At 61.2% G+C, this 17,895-nt stretch carries 15 protein-coding genes; 9 read left to right on the top strand and 6 right to left on the bottom strand.

Annotated elements, in window-relative coordinates; all coding sequences use genetic code 11:
- The first annotated feature begins 2 nt into the window (after nt 1-2).
- From edd to GS620_RS13055, 3 genes are read left to right on the top strand one after another with little or no spacing between them, the layout of a single operon-like run.
- On the top strand, nt 3-1,808 hold the full coding sequence (edd, locus tag GS620_RS13065) for a phosphogluconate dehydratase (protein WP_171616247.1): 1,806 nt from the start codon (nt 3-5) through the stop codon (nt 1,806-1,808).
- A gap of 3 nt (nt 1,809-1,811) precedes the next feature.
- Nucleotides 1,812-2,444 (top strand): bifunctional 4-hydroxy-2-oxoglutarate aldolase/2-dehydro-3-deoxy-phosphogluconate aldolase, encoded by a 633-nt coding sequence (locus tag GS620_RS13060; RefSeq protein WP_171363720.1) that lies wholly within the window; start codon nt 1,812-1,814, stop codon nt 2,442-2,444.
- Between the two features lie 51 nt (nt 2,445-2,495).
- Complete coding sequence (locus GS620_RS13055) at nt 2,496-3,686, top strand: alanine--glyoxylate aminotransferase family protein (protein ID WP_171616245.1); 1,191 nt, start codon at nt 2,496-2,498, stop codon at nt 3,684-3,686.
- A 130-nt stretch (nt 3,687-3,816) separates the two neighbouring features.
- Here the strand turns inward: GS620_RS13055 and GS620_RS13050 are convergent, their stop codons facing one another.
- Complete coding sequence (locus GS620_RS13050; protein ID WP_171616243.1) at nt 3,817-4,926, bottom strand: pyridoxal phosphate-dependent aminotransferase; 1,110 nt, start codon at nt 4,924-4,926, stop codon at nt 3,817-3,819.
- 88 nt (nt 4,927-5,014) lie between these two features.
- Between GS620_RS13050 and GS620_RS13045 the strand changes: the two genes are divergently transcribed.
- Together GS620_RS13045 and GS620_RS13040 are read left to right on the top strand one after the other, a co-directional pair.
- On the top strand, nt 5,015-6,085 hold the full coding sequence (locus GS620_RS13045; protein ID WP_171616446.1) for an SMP-30/gluconolactonase/LRE family protein: 1,071 nt from the start codon (nt 5,015-5,017) through the stop codon (nt 6,083-6,085).
- Nucleotides 6,086-6,151: 66 nt separating this feature from the next.
- Nucleotides 6,152-6,934, top strand: coding sequence for a crotonase/enoyl-CoA hydratase family protein (locus tag GS620_RS13040; protein ID WP_171205664.1), 783 nt, complete (start codon nt 6,152-6,154; stop codon nt 6,932-6,934).
- Here the strand turns inward: GS620_RS13040 and GS620_RS13035 are convergent, their stop codons facing one another.
- From GS620_RS13035 to GS620_RS13020, 4 genes are all read right to left on the bottom strand, one after another.
- The gene (locus tag GS620_RS13035) at nt 6,935-7,267 is read right to left on the bottom strand and encodes a DUF1992 domain-containing protein (RefSeq protein ID WP_171117581.1); all 333 of its coding nucleotides are present in this window, start codon (nt 7,265-7,267) and stop codon (nt 6,935-6,937) included.
- Nucleotides 7,268-7,307: 40 nt separating this feature from the next.
- Nucleotides 7,308-8,471, bottom strand: coding sequence for a benzoate/H(+) symporter BenE family transporter (locus GS620_RS13030; protein ID WP_171616241.1), 1,164 nt, complete (start codon nt 8,469-8,471; stop codon nt 7,308-7,310).
- Nucleotides 8,472-8,609: 138 nt separating this feature from the next.
- Nucleotides 8,610-11,771, bottom strand: coding sequence for a valine--tRNA ligase (locus GS620_RS13025; RefSeq protein WP_171616239.1), 3,162 nt, complete (start codon nt 11,769-11,771; stop codon nt 8,610-8,612).
- A gap of 79 nt (nt 11,772-11,850) precedes the next feature.
- Nucleotides 11,851-12,579 (bottom strand): dienelactone hydrolase family protein, encoded by a 729-nt coding sequence (locus GS620_RS13020; protein ID WP_171117594.1) that lies wholly within the window; start codon nt 12,577-12,579, stop codon nt 11,851-11,853.
- Between the two features lie 113 nt (nt 12,580-12,692).
- On the opposite strand from GS620_RS13020, the gene GS620_RS13015 reads away from it, so the two are divergent.
- The 4 genes from GS620_RS13015 (at nt 12,693) to GS620_RS13000 (ending at nt 16,981) form a co-directional block, all read left to right on the top strand.
- Complete coding sequence (locus GS620_RS13015; RefSeq protein WP_171616230.1) at nt 12,693-14,984, top strand: xanthine dehydrogenase family protein molybdopterin-binding subunit; 2,292 nt, start codon at nt 12,693-12,695, stop codon at nt 14,982-14,984.
- Nucleotides 14,962-16,038, top strand: a complete 1,077-nt coding sequence (locus GS620_RS13010; RefSeq protein WP_171205669.1) for a DUF2235 domain-containing protein — start codon at nt 14,962-14,964, stop codon at nt 16,036-16,038. Before GS620_RS13015 ends, GS620_RS13010 begins: the two co-directional genes overlap by 23 nt.
- A 149-nt stretch (nt 16,039-16,187) precedes the next feature.
- Nucleotides 16,188-16,481, top strand: a complete 294-nt coding sequence (locus tag GS620_RS13005; RefSeq protein WP_152456701.1) for a putative quinol monooxygenase — start codon at nt 16,188-16,190, stop codon at nt 16,479-16,481.
- 41 nt (nt 16,482-16,522) lie between these two features.
- Nucleotides 16,523-16,981, top strand: a complete 459-nt coding sequence (locus GS620_RS13000; RefSeq protein ID WP_171205670.1) for a GFA family protein — start codon at nt 16,523-16,525, stop codon at nt 16,979-16,981.
- A gap of 217 nt (nt 16,982-17,198) precedes the next feature.
- On the opposite strand, the gene GS620_RS12995 is transcribed toward GS620_RS13000, so the two are convergent.
- Nucleotides 17,199-17,774 carry a GcrA family cell cycle regulator gene (locus GS620_RS12995; protein ID WP_152457300.1) on the bottom strand — a complete coding sequence of 192 codons (576 nt, stop codon included), beginning with the start codon at nt 17,772-17,774 and terminating at the stop codon, nt 17,199-17,201.
- Between the last annotated feature and the right edge of the window lie 121 nt (nt 17,775-17,895).

Below are 17,895 nucleotides of genomic sequence, written 5' to 3'. Positions count from 1 at the left end.
TCATGGTTCACTCAGTCATTTCCGATGTCACCAAACGGATCATCGACCGCAGCGCCGATCTGCGCGGCCCACATCTTGAACGGATGGAGCAGGCCAGATCCAAGGGTCCTGCCCGTGCGCATCTGTCCTGTAGCGGTCAGGCCCATGCCTATGCGGGCGCAGGCGAAGATCAGCAATCGATGGCCACCGGCACCGCCGGCAATCTGGGCATTGTCACCGCTTATAATGACATGCTTTCGGCCCATCAGCCGTTTGAACGTTATCCCGCCCTGATCCGCGACGCGATCCGCGCCGCCGGCGGAACGGCACAGGTGGCAGGCGGTGTGCCAGCCATGTGCGACGGTGTCACCCAGGGCGAAGCGGGGATGGAGCTGTCGCTGTTCTCGCGCGACGTCATCGCGCTGGCAACCGGTGTGGCGCTTAGCCACAACACCTATGACGCGGCTGTTTTTCTTGGGGTGTGTGACAAGATTGTGCCCGGCTTGATCATCGGCGCGCAGGCCTTTGGCCATCTGCCGGCCGTATTCCTGCCCGCAGGCCCGATGACCAGCGGCTTGCCGAACGACGAAAAAGCCAAGGTCCGACAGAAATTCGCCGCCGGGGAAGTGGACCGCGAAGAGCTGATGAAGGCTGAAATGGCGGCCTATCACGGCCCCGGCACCTGTACCTTTTATGGCACCGCCAATACCAACCAGATGCTGATGGAGTTTATGGGGCTGCACCTGCCGGGTTCCAGCTTCGTCAATCCGAATACCCCGCTGCGTGACGCCCTGACCGAGGAAGGCGCGCGCCGTGCCCTGTCGCTCAGCGCGCTGGGCAACAGCTATACACCGGTCTGTCAGGTTCTGGATGAACGCGCTTTCGTCAATGGCATCGTCGGTCTGATGGCGACCGGTGGTTCAACCAATCTGCTGATCCACCTGATCGCCATGGCGCGCGCTGGTGGTATCGTGTTGGACTGGCAGGATTTTTCCGATATTTCCGCTGTGGTTCCGCTGGTTGCGCGGGTTTATCCCAACGGCCTGGCGGATGTGAACCATTACCACGCGGCCGGCGGACTTGGGTACACGATCGGTACATTGCTTGAACAAGGCTTGCTGCACCCGGACACGCTGACCGTCGCAGGGCAGGGGCTGCACAACTATACCAAGGAACCCAAACTGATCGATGGTGAGTTGATCTGGCAGGATGGTTCGGGACACAGCCTGAACGAAAAGATCCTGCGCCCGGCCAATGACCCGTTCCAGCCCACCGGGGGCCTGTCGCGCCTGACCGGTAATCTGGGCACCGGGGTCATGAAAGTATCAGCCGTCGCGCCAGAACATCAGGTCGTCGAAGCACCCGTGCGGGTGTTCCACGATCAGGATGAGGTCAAAGCCGCATTCAAGGCCGGAGAGTTCACTGATGACGTCATCGTCGTGGTCCGCTTTCAGGGGCCAAAGGCCAATGGGATGCCTGAACTGCATTCTCTGACCCCGATACTGTCGATCCTGCAAGGCAGGGGGCAAAAGGTGGCGCTGGTCACAGATGGTCGCATGTCGGGTGCATCCGGCAAAGTACCCGCCGCCATCCATGTCTGCCCCGAGGCGCTGGACGGCGGGCCCATCGCCTACCTGCAAGACGGTGATATCCTGCGTGTCGACGCGGTCAACGGCGACCTGGATATCCTGACCAAAGGGGTATTGGACCGGTCCCCCGCCACCGCCGACCTTTCTGCCAATCAACACGGTGTCGGGCGCGATCTCTTCGCTGCGTTCCGGCAGAATGTCGGGTCCGCCGACACTGGCGCCAGCATATTCGGAGCGTAATAGATGTCCAAAACTCAACGCACCCGCGAAATCTGCGCCCTGGCGCCCATTGTTCCGGTGCTGGTTGTCGATGACGCCGCACAGGCCCGCCCGCTGGCCGAGGCGCTGATCGCCGGCGGCTTGCCCGCGCTCGAGGTGACCTTGCGCACCCCGGCGGCACTGGATGCGATCAAGGTCATGTCCGAGGTGCCCGGCGGCGTGGTCGGTGCAGGCACACTGGTCACGCCCGAAGATGTCCGCGCTGCCAAAAAAGCGGGTGCGCTTTTCGGCGTTTCCCCCGGTGCCACGGATGCCCTGATCGCGGCCTGCGAGGCCGAAGACCTGCCGCTGCTGCCCGGTGCCGCGACGGCAAGCGAGGCTATGGCGTTGCTGGAAAAGGGCTATGACATGCTGAAATTCTTCCCGGCCGAGGCGTCGGGCGGCGCGCCCGCGCTCAAGGCAATCGGCGCGCCGCTGCCCCAGATCAGCTTCTGTCCGACGGGGGGCGTGTCCCCCTCCAACGCCCGCGACTACCTGTCATTGCCCAACGTGATCTGCGCTGGTGGAAGCTGGGTCGCACCAAAGCAAATGGTCGAAAACGGCGATTGGGCCGGGATCGAGACACTTGCGCGCGAGGCGTCGAAGCTGGCGGATTGACGCCGCGCGGCCTCTCGGTAATGTGGGCGTCAATTCATACAGGTTGACCCCATGACACAGACAGTTGCCCTTTCCCAGGGGCGGACATATTTGGCCATTCCGGGCCCTTCGGTCATGCCGGATGCGGTTTTGCAAGCCATGCATCGTCCGTCGCCCAACATCTATGATGGCGAACTTATTGATATGATGCCCGGCCTGACGCGCGATCTGTGCCGGGTTGCCGGCACAAAGCACAACGTTGCCATCTATATCGCCAATGGCCACGGCACCTGGGAGGCGGCACTGTCCAACGTGATCGCCCCCGGCGAAACCGTTCTGGCCCCTGCCTCGGGCAGGTTCACCCATGGCTGGGCAGAAATGGCCGAAGGGATCGGGGCAAAGGTCCAATTGATCGATTTCGGCACCTCGTCAGCCTGGGATTTCGACCGGATCGCAGACGCGTTGCGTGCGGATCGAAACCACCAGATCAAGGCGGTTCTGGCGGTCCACGTGGATACATCCAGTTCGATCCGGAACGACATCCCGGCGCTGCGCAGGCTTCTGGACGACCTGCAACACCCGGCGCTGTTGATGGCAGACTGCATTGCCTCGTTGGGTTGTGACAGGTTCGAGATGGATGGCTGGGGCGTCGATGTCACAGTTGCCGCTTGCCAAAAAGGCCTGATGACTCCGGCGGGCATCGGCTTTGTTTTCTTCAACGAGAAAGCACAAACCAAACGGGCCACCATGCCGCGCGTTTCGCACTATTGGGACTGGCAGCCGCGCGCTAATCCAGAACTGTTCTATCAGTATTTCAACGGCACCGCGCCCACGCACCACCTCTACGGCCTGCGCGCCGCGCTTGATCTGATCCATGCAGAGGGGATCGAACAGGTCTGGGCCCGCCATGAGCGCCTGGCCAATGCCATCTGGGCGGCCTGTGAGACCTGGGCCGAAGGCGGCATGTTGTACCTGAACGTCGCCGACCGTGCCTTTCGCAGCCACGCCGTCACGGCCCTGCGATTGACGGAAGGTCGCGGCACGGCCCTGCGTACGTTCACCGAAACCCGGTTGGGCCTGACATTGGGCATCGGCTTGGGGATGGAGGATTATGACAGCTGTTTCCGTCTCGGTCATATGGGGCATATCAACGGGCAGATGGTCATGGCGATTCTGGGCGGTGTGGAAACGGGCATGGCTGCACTTGACATATCGCGTGGAAAGGGGGCCCTCGAAGCCGCCGCCGCCGTGCTGGCGGCCTGACACCCTTCGGGCGTCTCCGCAGGATCCGCCTCTTCATCTGGCCAAAAATATCCTCGGGGGGAATCGCGCCTTGGCGCGATGGGGGGCAGACAGCCCCCCTTTTCTGTCCGACTGGGCGCAAAGGGATCAATCAGCGCACCCGCGCAACCGCGAGCGCCTCGGGCAAAGCGGCGGCGAACGCATCCAGATCAGACGCCGGGCCACAGCTCACCCGAATGCACCTGTTCTGCGGTGCCGCGAACGGCATTCGGACAAAAATCCCCTGCGCCACCAGGGCGTCCAGCACGGCCTTGGCAAAATCCCCGTCGCGCCCGCAGTCAATCGCCACGAAATTGGTGGCCGAAGGCAGGGCCGCCAATCCGTTTTCCCGGGCAATCGTACCGATCCGCGCGCGCGCCTCTGCGATCTGCGCCTGAACATGCTCCAGCCACGCGCCATCCTGCAAAGCCGCCAAAGCACCGGCCTGTGCGGCGCGGTTCATGCCGAAATGGTTGCGCACCTTGTTGAAGGCCGCGATCAGATCTGGCGTGCCCATGGCATAGCCAACCCGCGCACCCGCCATGCCATAGACCTTCGAGAAGGTCCGCATCCGGATTACGCGCGGATCATCTATACTGACAGGTGCCGCCGTCCCTTCGGGCGCACATTCCACATAGGCCTCATCCAGAACCAGAAGGCACCCATCAGGCAAGGCATCCATGGCAGCCACGATGTCCGCGCCGGAATGCCAGCTGCCCATCGGATTGTCCGGATTGGCCAGATAGACCAGCTTGGCACCAACCTCAGCTGCCTTGGCAAAAAGCGCCGAGGGGTCCTCGTGATCACCTGAATACGGCACTTTGTGAAGAATGCCGCCGAACCCGGCCACATGATAGTTGAAGGTCGGATAGGCCCCGTCCGAGGTGACAACCGCATCCCCGGGCCCGACGATCAGCCGCACCAGATAGCCCAGCAGCCCGTCAATACCTTCGCCCACGACGATATTTTCCGGAGATACGCCGTGATGGTCGGCCAAAGCATGGCGCAGGTCATGGTTTTCGGGGTCACCGTACATCCAGATCTCTGACGCGGCTTGCGCCATGGCCTCGATCGCGCGGGGCGAGGGGCCGAAAATGCTCTCATTGGCGCCCAGTCGGGCCACAAAGGACGCGCCGCGCTGGCGCTCTTGCGTTTCCGGGCCGACAAAGGGCACGGTGGCGGGCAGGGATTGGGCAAGCGGGGTGTATCGAGGTCCGGTCATGTCCGCAGATAACCCCAAGCCCGATCGATGAGCAAGCGCGCACAGGCGTTGGGCGTGCTGGAAAAGAAGTATGAATAAAGGAGCGCAGATGCGCATTCTCTCGATCGTTATTCTCCTGGGGCTCGCCTATCTTCTGATCTGGCCGGTCCCGGTAAAACCTGTCGCCGTCAAAATGCCGGAAGATGCCGGGTTTGTCAGGGATTTCGTTGAAAACACGGCACTGGATGCGGCGCAGCTGATCCCCCTGCCGGGTCAAGAGATCGGGCCCGAAGACATCGCCGTCATGCCAGATGGGGCGATCTACACAACCGGCCTGTCAGGTACCCTTTACCGCATCGACGGGGTGGAACCGGTCGAGGTTGACCAACTTGGTGGGCGTCCCCTGGGCCTCAAGGCCGGACCGGATGGCGCGCTTTACATCGCTGACAGCTATCGGGGGGTGATGCGTTGGACCGGTCCGGGCACATTGGACACGCTGGTGGGCGACATCAACGGCGCCCCGGTAATCTACGCCAACCAGCTGGATGTGGCGCGGGATGGCACGATCTACTTCTCGAATTCATCTGACCGCTTCGATCCTGAAACCATGGGCGGGACCAAACCGACCTCTGTCCTCACCATCTGGGAACAGTCCGATACGGGTTACGTCGCGCGTCGCACACCCGATGGCCGCACCGAGAAAATCGCCGAGGGCTTTGTCTATACCAACGGTGTCGCACTTTCACCTGACGAGGATTTTCTGCTGATCGCGGAAACAGGTCGCGCGCGCGTGCACAAGCTGTGGCTGACCGGACCAAATGCAGGGCGGCAGGAGATCCTGCTGGAAAACCTGCCCGGCTATCCCGACAACCTCGAGGCTCAGGGCGACGGCACCTATTGGATGGCCTTTGCCAGCCCGCGTGTCCCGTCCGAGGCGCTGATGCCGTACCCGTTCCTGCGCAAGGTGATCTGGCGATTGGGTCCGGCAGTGCGCCCCGCGCCGATCCATCGCGGCATGATGGTGCAGTTCGATGGCGAAGGAACGATCCTGCGCACGCTACAGGACCCGCAAGGCCGCTTGGGCATCACGACCGGGGGCAAGATTGCGGGGGATCAGTTCTATGTCATGACCCTCGATTCCCCGTGGTTCGGGCGAATGCCCGTCAGCGACATGCCCTGACGTCGCAGTGGTATTTGGCCCTCTGTCCGGGCATGTTTGTCACGATTGAATTACCGGAGGTCCTCCATGTCACGCGTATCCGTTGCCTATCAAAACCACGTTGCCCATGTCACTCTGACCCGAGGCGACAAGATGAATGCGCTGGATGATGCAATGATCAAGGCGCTTTTGTCCGCCGGGCAAGAGGTCGCTGCGTCGGACGCCCGTGCCGTGGTTCTGTCCGGCGAAGGCAAAAGCTTTTGCGCCGGGCTCGACATGGCAAGCTTTGCCAAGATGGCCCATATGGACCCCACGGAATGGCTGATGACCCGCAGCCATGAAGACGCCAACGAGATGCAGGAGCTGGCGCTGATCTGGCGTCGCGTACCGGTTCCGGTGATCTGCGCAATTCAGGGCGTGGCTTATGGCGGTGGCCTGCAAATCGCGCTGGGCGCGGATATCCGTATCGCGCATCCCGAAGCGAAACTGGCCGTGATGGAGATGAAATGGGGCATCATTCCCGATATGGGCGGAATGGTTCTGCTGCCCCGGCTGGTCCGGTCGGACGTGCTGCGGCTGCTGACCTACACGGCCCGCCCGATCGGTGCGCCGCAGGCGGCGGAGTGGGGCCTTGTGACGCAATTGTCCGACGATCCGCTGACCGAAGCGTTGGCCATTGCCGAAAACATCGCGGGTCAAAGCCCTTCGGCCATCCGTGCTGCCAAGCGTCTGATCGAGGTTGCCGAAACTCAGTCCCGCGCAGACATTCTGATGGCGGAATCCGCTGAGCAGGTGGAACTGATTGGCAAACCCGACCAGATGGAAGTTGTCATGGCGCAGATGCAGGGCCGCAAGCCCGTGTTCAAATGATCACCGCATGAAGGCCCGCCGTGCGTCGCGGGCCATATTGTAGCGCATTTCCAGATCGGCGATACGGGCCATTGCGGCCTTACGCTCGGCGGGGCCCGTCAGGGTCGCATAATCGTGCCGCGCTGTGTCGAGCTGCTTTTTGATGTCGAATTCTTCCGGCAACACGCCTGCCTGCGCCATGATCCGATGGCTGGCGGCGGTGGCCGGATCGCTCAATGCCTCGGATGACCGGTCAGGCAGTGGTTGGCCTTCGCCCTCGAGGCCCTGCAACTGACCCTCGGCCTGGGCTTTCTTGATCTGGCGCTCGACCAGTTTTCCCAACGCTCCAAACATGGCCTCTTCATACTTGCTTTGAAGTGCGGTTTGAACCCGTTTAGCGAAAGCGTAGTTTCACAAGATAGGCCATCCCGCCTGCCAGCAAGCCCCAGACCGCCGCACCAAGCCCGAACGCGGTGATCCCTGATGCAGTGATGGCAAAGGTCAGGATGGCCGCTTCGCGCTCGGCCGGAACTTCCAGCGCGGCGGATGTGGCATTGGCCATCACCCCGATCAGCGCAACACCGGTCAGCGTGCCCATCAACAGTGGATCGGCATGAATGGCGAACCCGGTAATCGCCACGGCGAACACCCCGAACAGGCAATAGAACAATCCACCCATCACGGCAGACCAATAGCGTTGCGCGGGGTCGGGGTGGCTGTCCTCGTTCGCGCACATCGCAGCGGTGATCGCCGCAAGGCAGGTGGCGGGGGCACCGAACGGAGAAGACAAGATGCTGGAAATACCCACGGACGAGAACAGTTTGCCGGTCTGCGGCGCATAGCCAAAGCTGCGGATCACCGCGATGCCGGGGATGTTCTGGGTCGCCATCGTGACGATGAACAGCGGCACGGCAATCCCGATGACCGAAGCCACAGAGAAGCTGGGCGTGGTCCAGACCGGAGCCGCGATCCATTGCTTCGGCGTCAGCGACGCGTCCCCGGCGTTCAGAACGACGACGGCTGCCGCTGCCACGACCGCAGCCGGAACGGCAAACAGGCGGTTGATCCGGCCGGCGATGAACCATGTCAGAATTACCGGCAAGGCTTGCCATGGCAGGTCAACCGCTGCCTGAAAGGGCAATATGCAAAGCGGCAGCAAGACGCCCCCCAACATGGCCTGCGCCAGGGTCGTCGGTATAGCCGCAGCCATTCGCCCCAATGGTCGCCACAGCCCGGCCAACACGGTCAAAGCCCCTGCACAAAGGAACGCGCCTGTCGCTTCGGCAAACCCCAGCGCAGGTGTGGCGGAAACCGCCAGTAGGGCCGCACCCGGCGTGGACCAGGCCACGCTGATCGGCTGTCGGTACCACAGGCTCAGCACGATGGCGGTCAGGCCCATGGCGATCGCCGCCATCATCAATCCGGACGCCGCCTGCGCCGGGGACGCGCCCATCGCCGCCAACCCCTGCAAGACGATCGGGAAAGAGCTGAAAAAACCGACGATTGCCACAACCAGCCCGGTCGAGACTGTCTGGAGCGGTGGGGCATTGTGCGTCATGACGGCCTCGGAGAAATGTGTTCGCTGATTGCTAACAAGCAGGGGCAGGGTCGGGCAAGGCCCGAGCGTGCAAAAGAAAACCCCGCCGTTGTGGCCGCGGCGGGGTTCCGGATTTGAGTATTTGTGAAAAGATGAAGATCAGGCGATTTCGGTCAGTCGGGCCAGCGCCTCGTTCAGTTTCGCCTCTTCCTCTTCGCGGGCGACGAGGTTGGCTTTGGCCTCTTCCACGACCTCTGCGGGGGCCGAGGCCACGAATTTCGGGTTGTTCAGACGGCCACGCAGGCCACCAAGTTCCTTGGCCAGCTTGCCCTTGGCCTTTTCCAGCCGTTCCTTTTCCGCGCCGATGTCGATGATATCCGCCAGCGGCAGGCCAAAGGACGCGCCGGGCGCCGCGATAGAGATGGTGCCCTTGGGCAGCGTGTCGGCCTTGGTCAGGCTGTCGATCCGGGCCAGTCGCTTGATCAGCGCCTCGTTCCGGTCCCAGGCGGCCTGGCCGTGGGCGTCGATCTCGGTCACCAGCATCGGCACGTACAAACCGGCCGGAACGCGCATCTGGGCGCGGGCCGAACGGGTGTTCTCGATCACCGAGATCACCCAGTTCATTTCGCGATCCGCGTCGGCATCGACCAGTTCGGCGGCGGCATAGGTCGGCCAGTCGGCATGCACCAACATCTTGGCGCGGGTGCCGGTCAGGCCCCACAGTTCCTCGGTAATGAATGGCATGATCGGGTGCAGCAGGACCAGGCACTGATCCAGAACCCAGCGCATGGTGGCGCGGGTTTCAGCCTGGGCCTCGGCGTCATCGCCTTGCAGCAGAGGTTTGGACAGTTCCACATACCAGTCACAGACCTTGCCCCAGACAAAGGCATAAAGCCCGTTCGCCGCGTCGTTGAAGCGGTAACTGCCCAGCGCCGCGTCGACCTCTTCGCGCACCCGGGCGGTTTCGCCGATGATCCAGCGGTTCACGGCGGCCTTGGGTTTCAGATCGGCAACGTCCAGCTGCGGAACGGCGTCGGTGAAAACTTCGTTCATCTCGGCAAAGCGGACGGCGTTCCACAGTTTGGTGCCAAAGTTGCGATAACCGGTGATGCGTTCGCGGGAGAGTTTCAGCACCCCGCCAATCGCCGCCATCGACGCGTTGGTGAAGCGCAGCGCGTCGGCGCCGAATTCGTCCACAATCTCCAGTGGGTCGATGACGTTGCCGGTGGTCTTGGACATCTTCTTGCCCTTCTCGTCGCGGACGAGCTGGTGCAGGTAAACGGTGTGGAATGGGATCTGATCGACCACGGCCAGCTGCATCATCATCATCCGGGCGACCCAGAAGAACAGGATGTCGAAACCGGTGATCAGGACATCGGTGGGGAAGTAGCGCTGCAACTCTTCGGTCTGTTCGGGCCAGCCCAGCGTGCCGATGGGCCACAGGCCGGAGGAGAACCACGTGTCCAGCACGTCAGGGTCGCGCCACACCGGGTAAACCAGCTTGGTCGGGTCCTGTTCAACGGCGTACTGCGCCAGGCTTTCGGCGAACCGATGGATCGCCTCCTGCTTGTCGGCGACTTCGATCACGGTCGCGTGGCTCAGAGGGCTGGGAATGTCCGCATTGTCGTCCAGGAACTTTTCGGTAACGGCCTCAAAGCTCGCGGCACATTCCATGACATTGCCACGGTGCAGCATGCCGCCTTCGTTCAGCAAACGACCCAATTCAACCAGATCAAGGTCGCCATCATTCTCGTCGTCAATGAAGTCTTCTGCCGACAGGTCGAGACCATACCAAACCGGAATCTGATGCCCCCACCACAGTTGGCGGCTGATACACCAGGGCTCGATATTTTCCAGCCAGTGGTAATAGGTCTTCTCGCCCGACTCGGGGATGATCTTGACCGTGCCGTCCTTGACCGCGTCCAGCGCAGGGCCGACGACCTTGGCGGCATCGACGAACCACTGATCGGTGAACATCGGCTCGATCACCACCTTCGACCGGTCGCCGAAGGGCTGCATGATCGGTTTGCTTTCGACCAGCGGCACCAGCGTGTCGGCGCCTTCCTGATCCGGCTTCAAAGCGGTTGATCCCAGGCGCGGATCATCCGCGCGGGTCATCACAGCCAGACCATCAGCCGTGATCTCTTCCACCACCTTGGCTCGCGCTTCGAACCGGTCGAGTCCACGCAGATGATCCGGCACGAGATTGATCGCGTCGATTTCGTTCTCGGTGAACGCGCGCCCACGCGCATAGTCCTGCGCCTTGCCTGCCTCTTCGGCATAAGGAGCCCCATCGGCGCGCATCGCGCCCTTGGTGTCCATCAGGCGGTACATCGGAATACCACCGCGTTTGGCGACCATGTTGTCATTGAAGTCATGCGCGCCGGTGATCTTCACCGCGCCCGAGCCGAAATTCGGGTCGGGGTAGTCATCGGTGATGATCGGGATCTGGCGGCGATGCTCTTTCGGACCAACCGGGATTTCGCACAGCTTGCCGACGATCGGCGCATAGCGTTCGTCCGAGGGGTGCACCGCAACCGCGCCGTCGCCTAGCATGGTTTCGGGGCGGGTGGTGGCGATGGAAATATAATCCCGCTCCTCGCGGAAGATCACATTCCCATCTTCATCTTTTTCCAAATACTCATATGTCTCACCGCCCGCCAAAGGGTACTTGAAGTGCCACATATGGCCGGCAACCTCGATATTCTCGACCTCGAGGTCCGAAATCGCGGTTTCGAAATGCGGGTCCCAGTTGACCAGCCGCTTGCCGCGATAGATCAGGCCTTTGTCGTACATGTCGACAAAAACCTTGATGACCGCGTCGTGGAAGTTGGGGCTGTTTTCGTGGCCCGTGCGCGGATCGCCCGCCGCACCGGCCATGGTAAATGCGTTGCGCGACCAGTCGCAGGAAGAGCCGAGGCGCTTCAGCTGCTCGATGATAGTGCCGCCGTATTCACCCTTCCATTCCCAGACTTTCTCCAGAAACTTTTCGCGGCCCAATTCGTTGCGGCTGGGTTGTTGGGTGGCGGCCAGCATCTTCTCAACCTGCATCTGGGTTGCGATACCGGCGTGATCCTGCCCGGGCTGCCACAACGTGTCAAAGCCACGCATCCGGTGCCAGCGGATCAGAATGTCCTGTAGAGTGTTGTTGAATGCATGGCCCACATGCAGCGCACCGGTCACGTTCGGCGGCGGGATCATGATGCAAAAGCTCTCGTCGCGCGATTTGTTCGCGCCTGCCTTGAAGGCTCCGGCCTGTTCCCAGGCCTCATAAATGCGGGCCTCGGCCTCGGCCGCGTTGAATGTCTTTTCCATCGCCATGGGATGCGTCCTGCGTCAACAAATTCGGGTCAGCGCCTGCAATAGCGAATGCGCGCGGCAAGGGGAAGGCCTAGTGCGCCTAAGCCACGCCAAAGCGTGCTTTGAAATAGGCGTCAACGCGTTGATAGGCGGGTTCATGGAAATCCAGCGTCAGCAGCGAATGATCCTTGCCGGGATATTCGACGGTTTCCAGCAGATTGCCGAATGCCTGTTCAAGCGCCCGCATCAGTTTCTTTGGTGCAAGCTTGTCTTCGGAATACCGCATCGCCAGACCGGGGCCTTTCGCGGCCATACCCGCAGAGGCCGCGCCGATGTCTTCAGCGCTCATATGCAGATGGCGGCCCCCGAGGATCGGCAGCGCAGTTTGGCTGGCTACCCCGCCCAGAACGGCGTCTTCGGCCATGAGGGTAAGGGCAAAACTGCCGGTCAGGCACATACCGATGACGCCCACACCCGCGCTGTTTTCGCGCTGCTTGATTTCACGGGTCAGGGCGCGCATCCATCCTGCAATGGGGCTCTGCTTGCCACGGGCGAAAATGTTGAACTCGCGCCGTACGCAGAACAACCGGGCCATGTTCTTGCCCATTTCAACCTTGCCATAGGTTCCAAACAAATGAGGCAGGTAGACGCGAAAGCCGGATGCGTTGAGCTTGGCGGACAACGCCAGCGTTTCGGGCCCGATCCCGGGCAGTTCCTGAAGGATCAGGATCGGTGGGCCTTCGCCGCCGACATAAACGTCATGTGTGGTCGACTGCCCGCTGGTCATCAGGGCAGAGAAAGGAAAAACGGTATCATGCGTCCAGCTCATGGCCCAAGGCTAGCCGAACATCCTTTGGGCGCAAACGAATTTCGGTGAACCCCGCTGGACATCGCCGGGTCGCGGGCTAGGCTCGCCCCTGATATCGCGCAGGAGGGCCACCCATGGAAAAGTTCGGCAGAAGCCAGCCGGTGAAACGGACCGAGGATCAACGGTTCCTGACCGGGCAGGGGCGTTACATGGATGATGCGGTGCCCGGGAACGCTTTGTTTGCCGCATTCTTCCGCAGCCCGGTGGCGCATGGTGACATCACGTCTCTGGATGTCGAGGCCGCACGGGCTGCCGACGGCGTTCGGCTGGTCATGACGCTGGACGATCTGGCAGCATCAGGCATCGATACGGTGCTGAATGCGGCCGTCTTGCAGAACCGGGATGGGTCCAGGGCCGCTGCGCCCGATCGGCACATGCTGGCCAGGGATCGCGTGCGTTTCGTGGGCGAGCCGGTGGCAGTTGTCATTGCGGATACCCTGACGCAGGCGCAGGACGCGGTTGAATTGATCTGGATGGATACGCAAGAGCGCCCGGCCAAGTTGGACGTCGAGGCCGGGGGCGAGATCCTGCACGTGGAAGCGCCCGAGAACCGTGCGTTCGATTGGGGGTTGGGCGACGAAACCGCGACCCAGGCAGCCTTTCAGGCGGCCGCGCATACCGTGTCGCTGAACGTCACCGACAACAGGGTCATCATCAGTTCGCTGGAGCCGCGCGGATGTCAGGCGAACTGGTCCGAGGGGCGCCTGCATTTCTCCTACGGAGGTCAGGGCGTATGGGCGATGAAGGCCCAACTGGCACAAAAACTGAAACTGGATGCGGACGACATACGCGTCACGACCCCGGATGTGGGTGGTGGTTTCGGTATGAAAGTCATGCCGTACCCTGAATATTTCTGCGTCTCCGTGGCGGCGATGAAGCTGGGTCAGCCGGTGCACTGGATGTCCGACCGATCCGAGGCGATGCTGTCTGATCATCATGGCCGCGATCTGACCTCGCTGGCCGAGCTGGCCTTTGACGCCGATCACAAGATCACCGCCTATCGGGTCCACAGCAAGGTGAACCTTGGCGCATACAACAGCCACTTTGGTCAGGCGATCCAGACCAGCCTGTTCAGCAAAGTGCTGATGGGTGTCTATGACGTCCAGACCACTTATTTGCGGGTCGAAGGCTTTTATACGAACACGACGCAGGTGGATGCGTATCGCGGTGCGGGCCGCCCCGAGGCGATTTACGTGCTTGAACGCGCGATGGACCGCGCCGCGCGTGAACTGGGCGTTGACCCATGGGAACTGCGGAGCAGGAATTTCATCCGCCCCGGCGATTTCCCCTACACCACTTCCACCGGCGAAACGTATGATGTCGGCGATTTCGACATGGTTTTCACCCGCGCGGCCGACCAGACCACAGGGTTCGAGGCCCGCAAAGCTGCGGATGCCGAACGCGGTCTGATCCGGGGGCAGGGTCTCTGTTACTATATCGAAAGCATTTTGGGGGACCCTTCCGAAAACGCGAAGGTCGCGTTTTGCGAGGATGGAACGGTGAATCTTTACGTCGGCACACAATCGAACGGGCAGGGGCATGAGACGGTCTACGCCCAGTTCCTGTCAGATCAGACGGGTATCCCCATGGACAAGATCACCGTCATTCAGGGCGATACCGACCGGCTTGCCCATGGCGGCGGCACTGGCGGGTCCCGCTCGGTCACGGTGCAAAGCACGGCCACCCTGGCCACGATTGACAAGATGATCGCCGCATTCACGCCTTATCTTGCCGATAAGATGGGGGTAGAGGAAAATGATGTGAGTTTTGACCACGAGACATTCCGAGCGCCGGGCTCCAACCTGACGCCGACCCTGACCGAAGCCGCCGAGATGGCGCGTGCCGATGGTCGAACGGATCTGCTGCAACATGAGGCCCGCGCCAATCTGGATGCGCGCAGCTACCCGAACGGCGCGCATGTTGCCGAAGTCGTGATCGATTCTTGCACCGGCGAAACCTGGGTGGATCGCTACACGGTGGTTGACGATTTTGGCAATCTTATCAACCCGATGCTGGCCGAAGGGCAGGTGCATGGCGGGGTGGTGCAGGGTATCGGCCAGGCCCTGACCGAACATGTCGTGCACGATGCACATGGGCAACTGCTCACGGCTTCGTTTATGGATTACGCCTTGCCCCGTGCAACCGACATACCCATGATTAAGTTTACCTCGGCGCCGGTTCCGTCAACCTCGAACCCGATGGGGATGAAAGGGTGTGGCGAGGCTGGCACCGTGGGCGCACTGGCCGCTGTCGCGAACGCGGTTCAGGATGCGCTCTGGGACCACGGGGTGCGGCAGGCGGACATGCCTTTCACACCTCACAAAGTATGGGAATTGCTGACGCATGAATCTGTCGCGGCTGAGTAGAAAGGTTCTGGGATGGCTCGGGCGCCCTTTGCGGTCCGAGCATTCCGCCGAGACGCGGCACCGCGAACCGATCAGCCATGTCATCATTCTTGATGGCACCATGTCCACTCTGGTACCGGGGTTTGAAACCCACGCCGGTCAGACATTTCGCCTGTGCTGCGAGATGGGCAGCAAGGTTTCGGTGTTCTACGAGGCAGGCGTGCAGTGGGAAAGCTGGAAGTCCTCGCTGGACGTGATGATGGGCCGGGGCATCAACCGCCAGATCCGTCGCGCCTATGGGTATTTGGCGTCCCGCTACAAGCCGGGCGACAAGATCTTTTTCATCGGCTATTCGCGCGGTGCCTATGGCGTGCGCAGTCTGGCCGGCGTGATCGACATGATCGGCCTGCTCAAGGCGGAACACGCCACCGAGCGAAACATACTGCAAGCGTATCGCCACTATGAATGCAATCCAGACGGCATCGCCGCCAGCGAATTCCGCCGACGTTTCTGCCACGACGGGGTCGAGATCGAGATGATCGGCGTCTGGGACACGGTCAAGGCGCTGGGTTTGCGTCTGCCGCTGCTGTGGCGCTGGGCCGAAGAGAAGCACGCCTTTCACAACCATCAGCTGGGCCCGGTCACCCGCCACGGGTATCACGCTTTGGCGCTGGATGAGACGCGCGAAGTGTTCGAACCAGTTCTGTGGACCTGCACGCCCGAGTTCAAGGGCCATGTGGAGCAGGTCTGGTTCCGTGGAACCCATGGCGACATAGGTGGCCAATTGAACGGCTACGAAGAGGCGCGGCCGCTGAGCAACATTTCCCTGATCTGGATGCTGGACAAGGCGGAATTGCACGGTCTGACATTGCCCGACGGCTGGCGCGATCGGTTTCCCATTGACCCCCATGCGCCGTCGGTTGGCACATGGCGCGGTTGGGGCAAGATTTTCCTGCTGCGAAAGCACCGCAAGGTCGGGCAGGACCCGTCAGAACGCCTGCATGTTTCCGTTTCGCCGGACGAACTGCCCGGATGGGTGGCGATGCCGAACCTGCCGACACATCCCGCGCAGTGAAAGGCTGCCATGTGCCAGTGACTCCAAGATCACCGGCACTTCAATGTCAGGTTCGAGCCCAAAGCAGACAATCTCGGAACGAAATGATATGTTCGCAGAACCAGAGGCGCTCATACATTCAGGAACCGTACTTTACGGAGGTCGGATGAATGATCATGCGTATTTTTCAGGTCGTGACACGGCCGGGCAAAGAGGAAGAGTTCAGCAAGTTCTTCCATGAAACAGCTATCCCCTTGATGAGAGGTACCAAGGGCATCGTTCAAGTGTTTCCTGGTGCCGCACGTGCTGACACACCGCGAGAGTTCAGCTTTGTGATGATTTGGGAAAACCTGGAGTCACTAAAGGCTTTTGTCGGCGATAACTACCAGAGCCCGCATATCGATCCGGCGGAAGCCGAATTGGTCGAGTCGCGTTCGATCAAGCATTATGAACTGGTTCAATAAGAGCGATGGCTTGAATGCAAGGAAGCAATTAGGGGGAAACAATGATCAAGGGGAAATGCGGTTGCGGAGCCGTAACGTATCAGATGACGTCACCACCCATGTTCGTGCATTGCTGCCACTGCGGCGAATGTCAGCGGCAAACCGGAGCGGCCTACGTCTTGAACGCCATCATTGAGGCTGATCGCGTGCAGTTTGAGGGGCCAATCACTGAACATGAGCTCTCTACTCCAAGCGGGAAAGGTCAGATCATTACGCGCTGTAGGGATTGTGGCGTCGCCGTTTTTAGCAGCTACATGATCCGCCTTGGCAAGCTAAGGTACGTGCGTGTCGGAACATTGAACAACCCGGATCAATGTCCTCCGAATGTACAGATTTTCACCAACAGCAAGCAGGCTTGGGTGCCACTCAGCAAAGACATTCCTATCTTTGAGGAATTTTACAAATTCGATGAGGTGTGGCCGCCCAATGCGTTGGACCGTTTGGAGATAGCTCTTTCCTGACGGGTCAGTCGCTCGGGCCATAAGGTCCGCATTGTCCGCAAAGCTGACGCTCCGAACTAAAACACCCTCGCAGCATTCAGCGAGGGTGTTTTCTTTGTAAGAACCAGTTACGCCTTGCGTCGTTTTTGACTATGCAACGCCTCCGATAAGAGGCGCGGCGAAACGCCTGCGCCCTTTTCACGTTCCATAGACATGATTTAGGTTCTTGTGTTCGCAATTACCGCCGACGATCCCTGCGCGAGCTCATCGGCTGGAAGGCCACGCCCACATGCGCCTCGCAATAGGGTTTGCCCGCCTCAACCGGAAGGCCGCAGAACCAGAAATCCTCGGTCGCGGGGTCGCCCACGGGCCACTTGCAGGTTTTCTCTGTCAATTCCATCAGAGTCAGCTTCTTGGCTTTCTTTTCAACCTCGTTGACCTTGGCCAGCGCCTCGGGGCTGATCTCGTTGGCCGATGGCTGCGGTGGCAGCGGCTGACCGGCGGGGATGATCTGACGGCGGGCCGGAACGACCGGTTTCGCCTCGGCGGTCGGGGCCGGGGCCGGACGCGCCGGTTCGGTCTTGGGCGCAGGTTTGGGCTTGGCCTCGGCCTTTGGGGCGGGCGCCGGTTTTTCTTTCGGTTCCGCCTTGGCCGGGGATGCGCCTGCCGTCCGGTTCGACAGGCCCAGGCGGTGCACCTTGCCGATCACCGCATTGCGGGTCACGCCGCCCAGTTCCTTGGCAATCTGGCTGGCCGACTGGCCTTCGCCCCACATCTTCTTCAGCAGTTCAACACGCTCGTCTGTCCAGGACATCGTTAGCCTTTCAAAAGCGGAAAGCGGCCCCGGATTCGGGCCGCCTTGGGAATTCGTCTCAGCCCCCTATTCTAAACACTGCTGCCCGAGTTACAAGCTGTCTTCGAATCAGGTTGAGGGC

It is taken from the genome of Ruegeria sp. HKCCD6428 (genome assembly GCF_013110595.1).
GTDB lineage: Bacteria > Pseudomonadota > Alphaproteobacteria > Rhodobacterales > Rhodobacteraceae > Ruegeria.
This window is presented reverse-complemented; position numbering and strand designations above follow the sequence as displayed.

Excerpts from the sequence above, each read along its gene's own strand:
- edd (WP_171616247.1), top strand. The coding sequence starts at position 3 with ATGGTTCACTCAGTCATTTCCGATGTCACCAAACGGATCATCGACCGC.
- GS620_RS13060 (WP_171363720.1), top strand. The coding sequence starts at position 1,812 with ATGTCCAAAACTCAACGCACCCGCGAAATCTGCGCCCTGGCGCCCATT.
- GS620_RS13055 (WP_171616245.1), top strand. The coding sequence starts at position 2,496 with ATGACACAGACAGTTGCCCTTTCCCAGGGGCGGACATATTTGGCCATT.
- GS620_RS13050 (WP_171616243.1), bottom strand. The coding sequence starts at position 4,926 with ATGACCGGACCTCGATACACCCCGCTTGCCCAATCCCTGCCCGCCACC.
- GS620_RS13045 (WP_171616446.1), top strand. The coding sequence starts at position 5,015 with ATGCGCATTCTCTCGATCGTTATTCTCCTGGGGCTCGCCTATCTTCTG.
- GS620_RS13040 (WP_171205664.1), top strand. The coding sequence starts at position 6,152 with ATGTCACGCGTATCCGTTGCCTATCAAAACCACGTTGCCCATGTCACT.
- GS620_RS13035 (WP_171117581.1), bottom strand. The coding sequence starts at position 7,267 with ATGTTTGGAGCGTTGGGAAAACTGGTCGAGCGCCAGATCAAGAAAGCC.
- GS620_RS13030 (WP_171616241.1), bottom strand. The coding sequence starts at position 8,471 with ATGACGCACAATGCCCCACCGCTCCAGACAGTCTCGACCGGGCTGGTT.
- GS620_RS13025 (WP_171616239.1), bottom strand. The coding sequence starts at position 11,771 with ATGGCGATGGAAAAGACATTCAACGCGGCCGAGGCCGAGGCCCGCATT.
- GS620_RS13020 (WP_171117594.1), bottom strand. The coding sequence starts at position 12,579 with ATGAGCTGGACGCATGATACCGTTTTTCCTTTCTCTGCCCTGATGACC.
- GS620_RS13015 (WP_171616230.1), top strand. The coding sequence starts at position 12,693 with ATGGAAAAGTTCGGCAGAAGCCAGCCGGTGAAACGGACCGAGGATCAA.
- GS620_RS13010 (WP_171205669.1), top strand. The coding sequence starts at position 14,962 with ATGAATCTGTCGCGGCTGAGTAGAAAGGTTCTGGGATGGCTCGGGCGC.
- GS620_RS13005 (WP_152456701.1), top strand. The coding sequence starts at position 16,188 with ATGATCATGCGTATTTTTCAGGTCGTGACACGGCCGGGCAAAGAGGAA.
- GS620_RS13000 (WP_171205670.1), top strand. The coding sequence starts at position 16,523 with ATGATCAAGGGGAAATGCGGTTGCGGAGCCGTAACGTATCAGATGACG.
- GS620_RS12995 (WP_152457300.1), bottom strand. The coding sequence starts at position 17,774 with ATGTCCTGGACAGACGAGCGTGTTGAACTGCTGAAGAAGATGTGGGGC.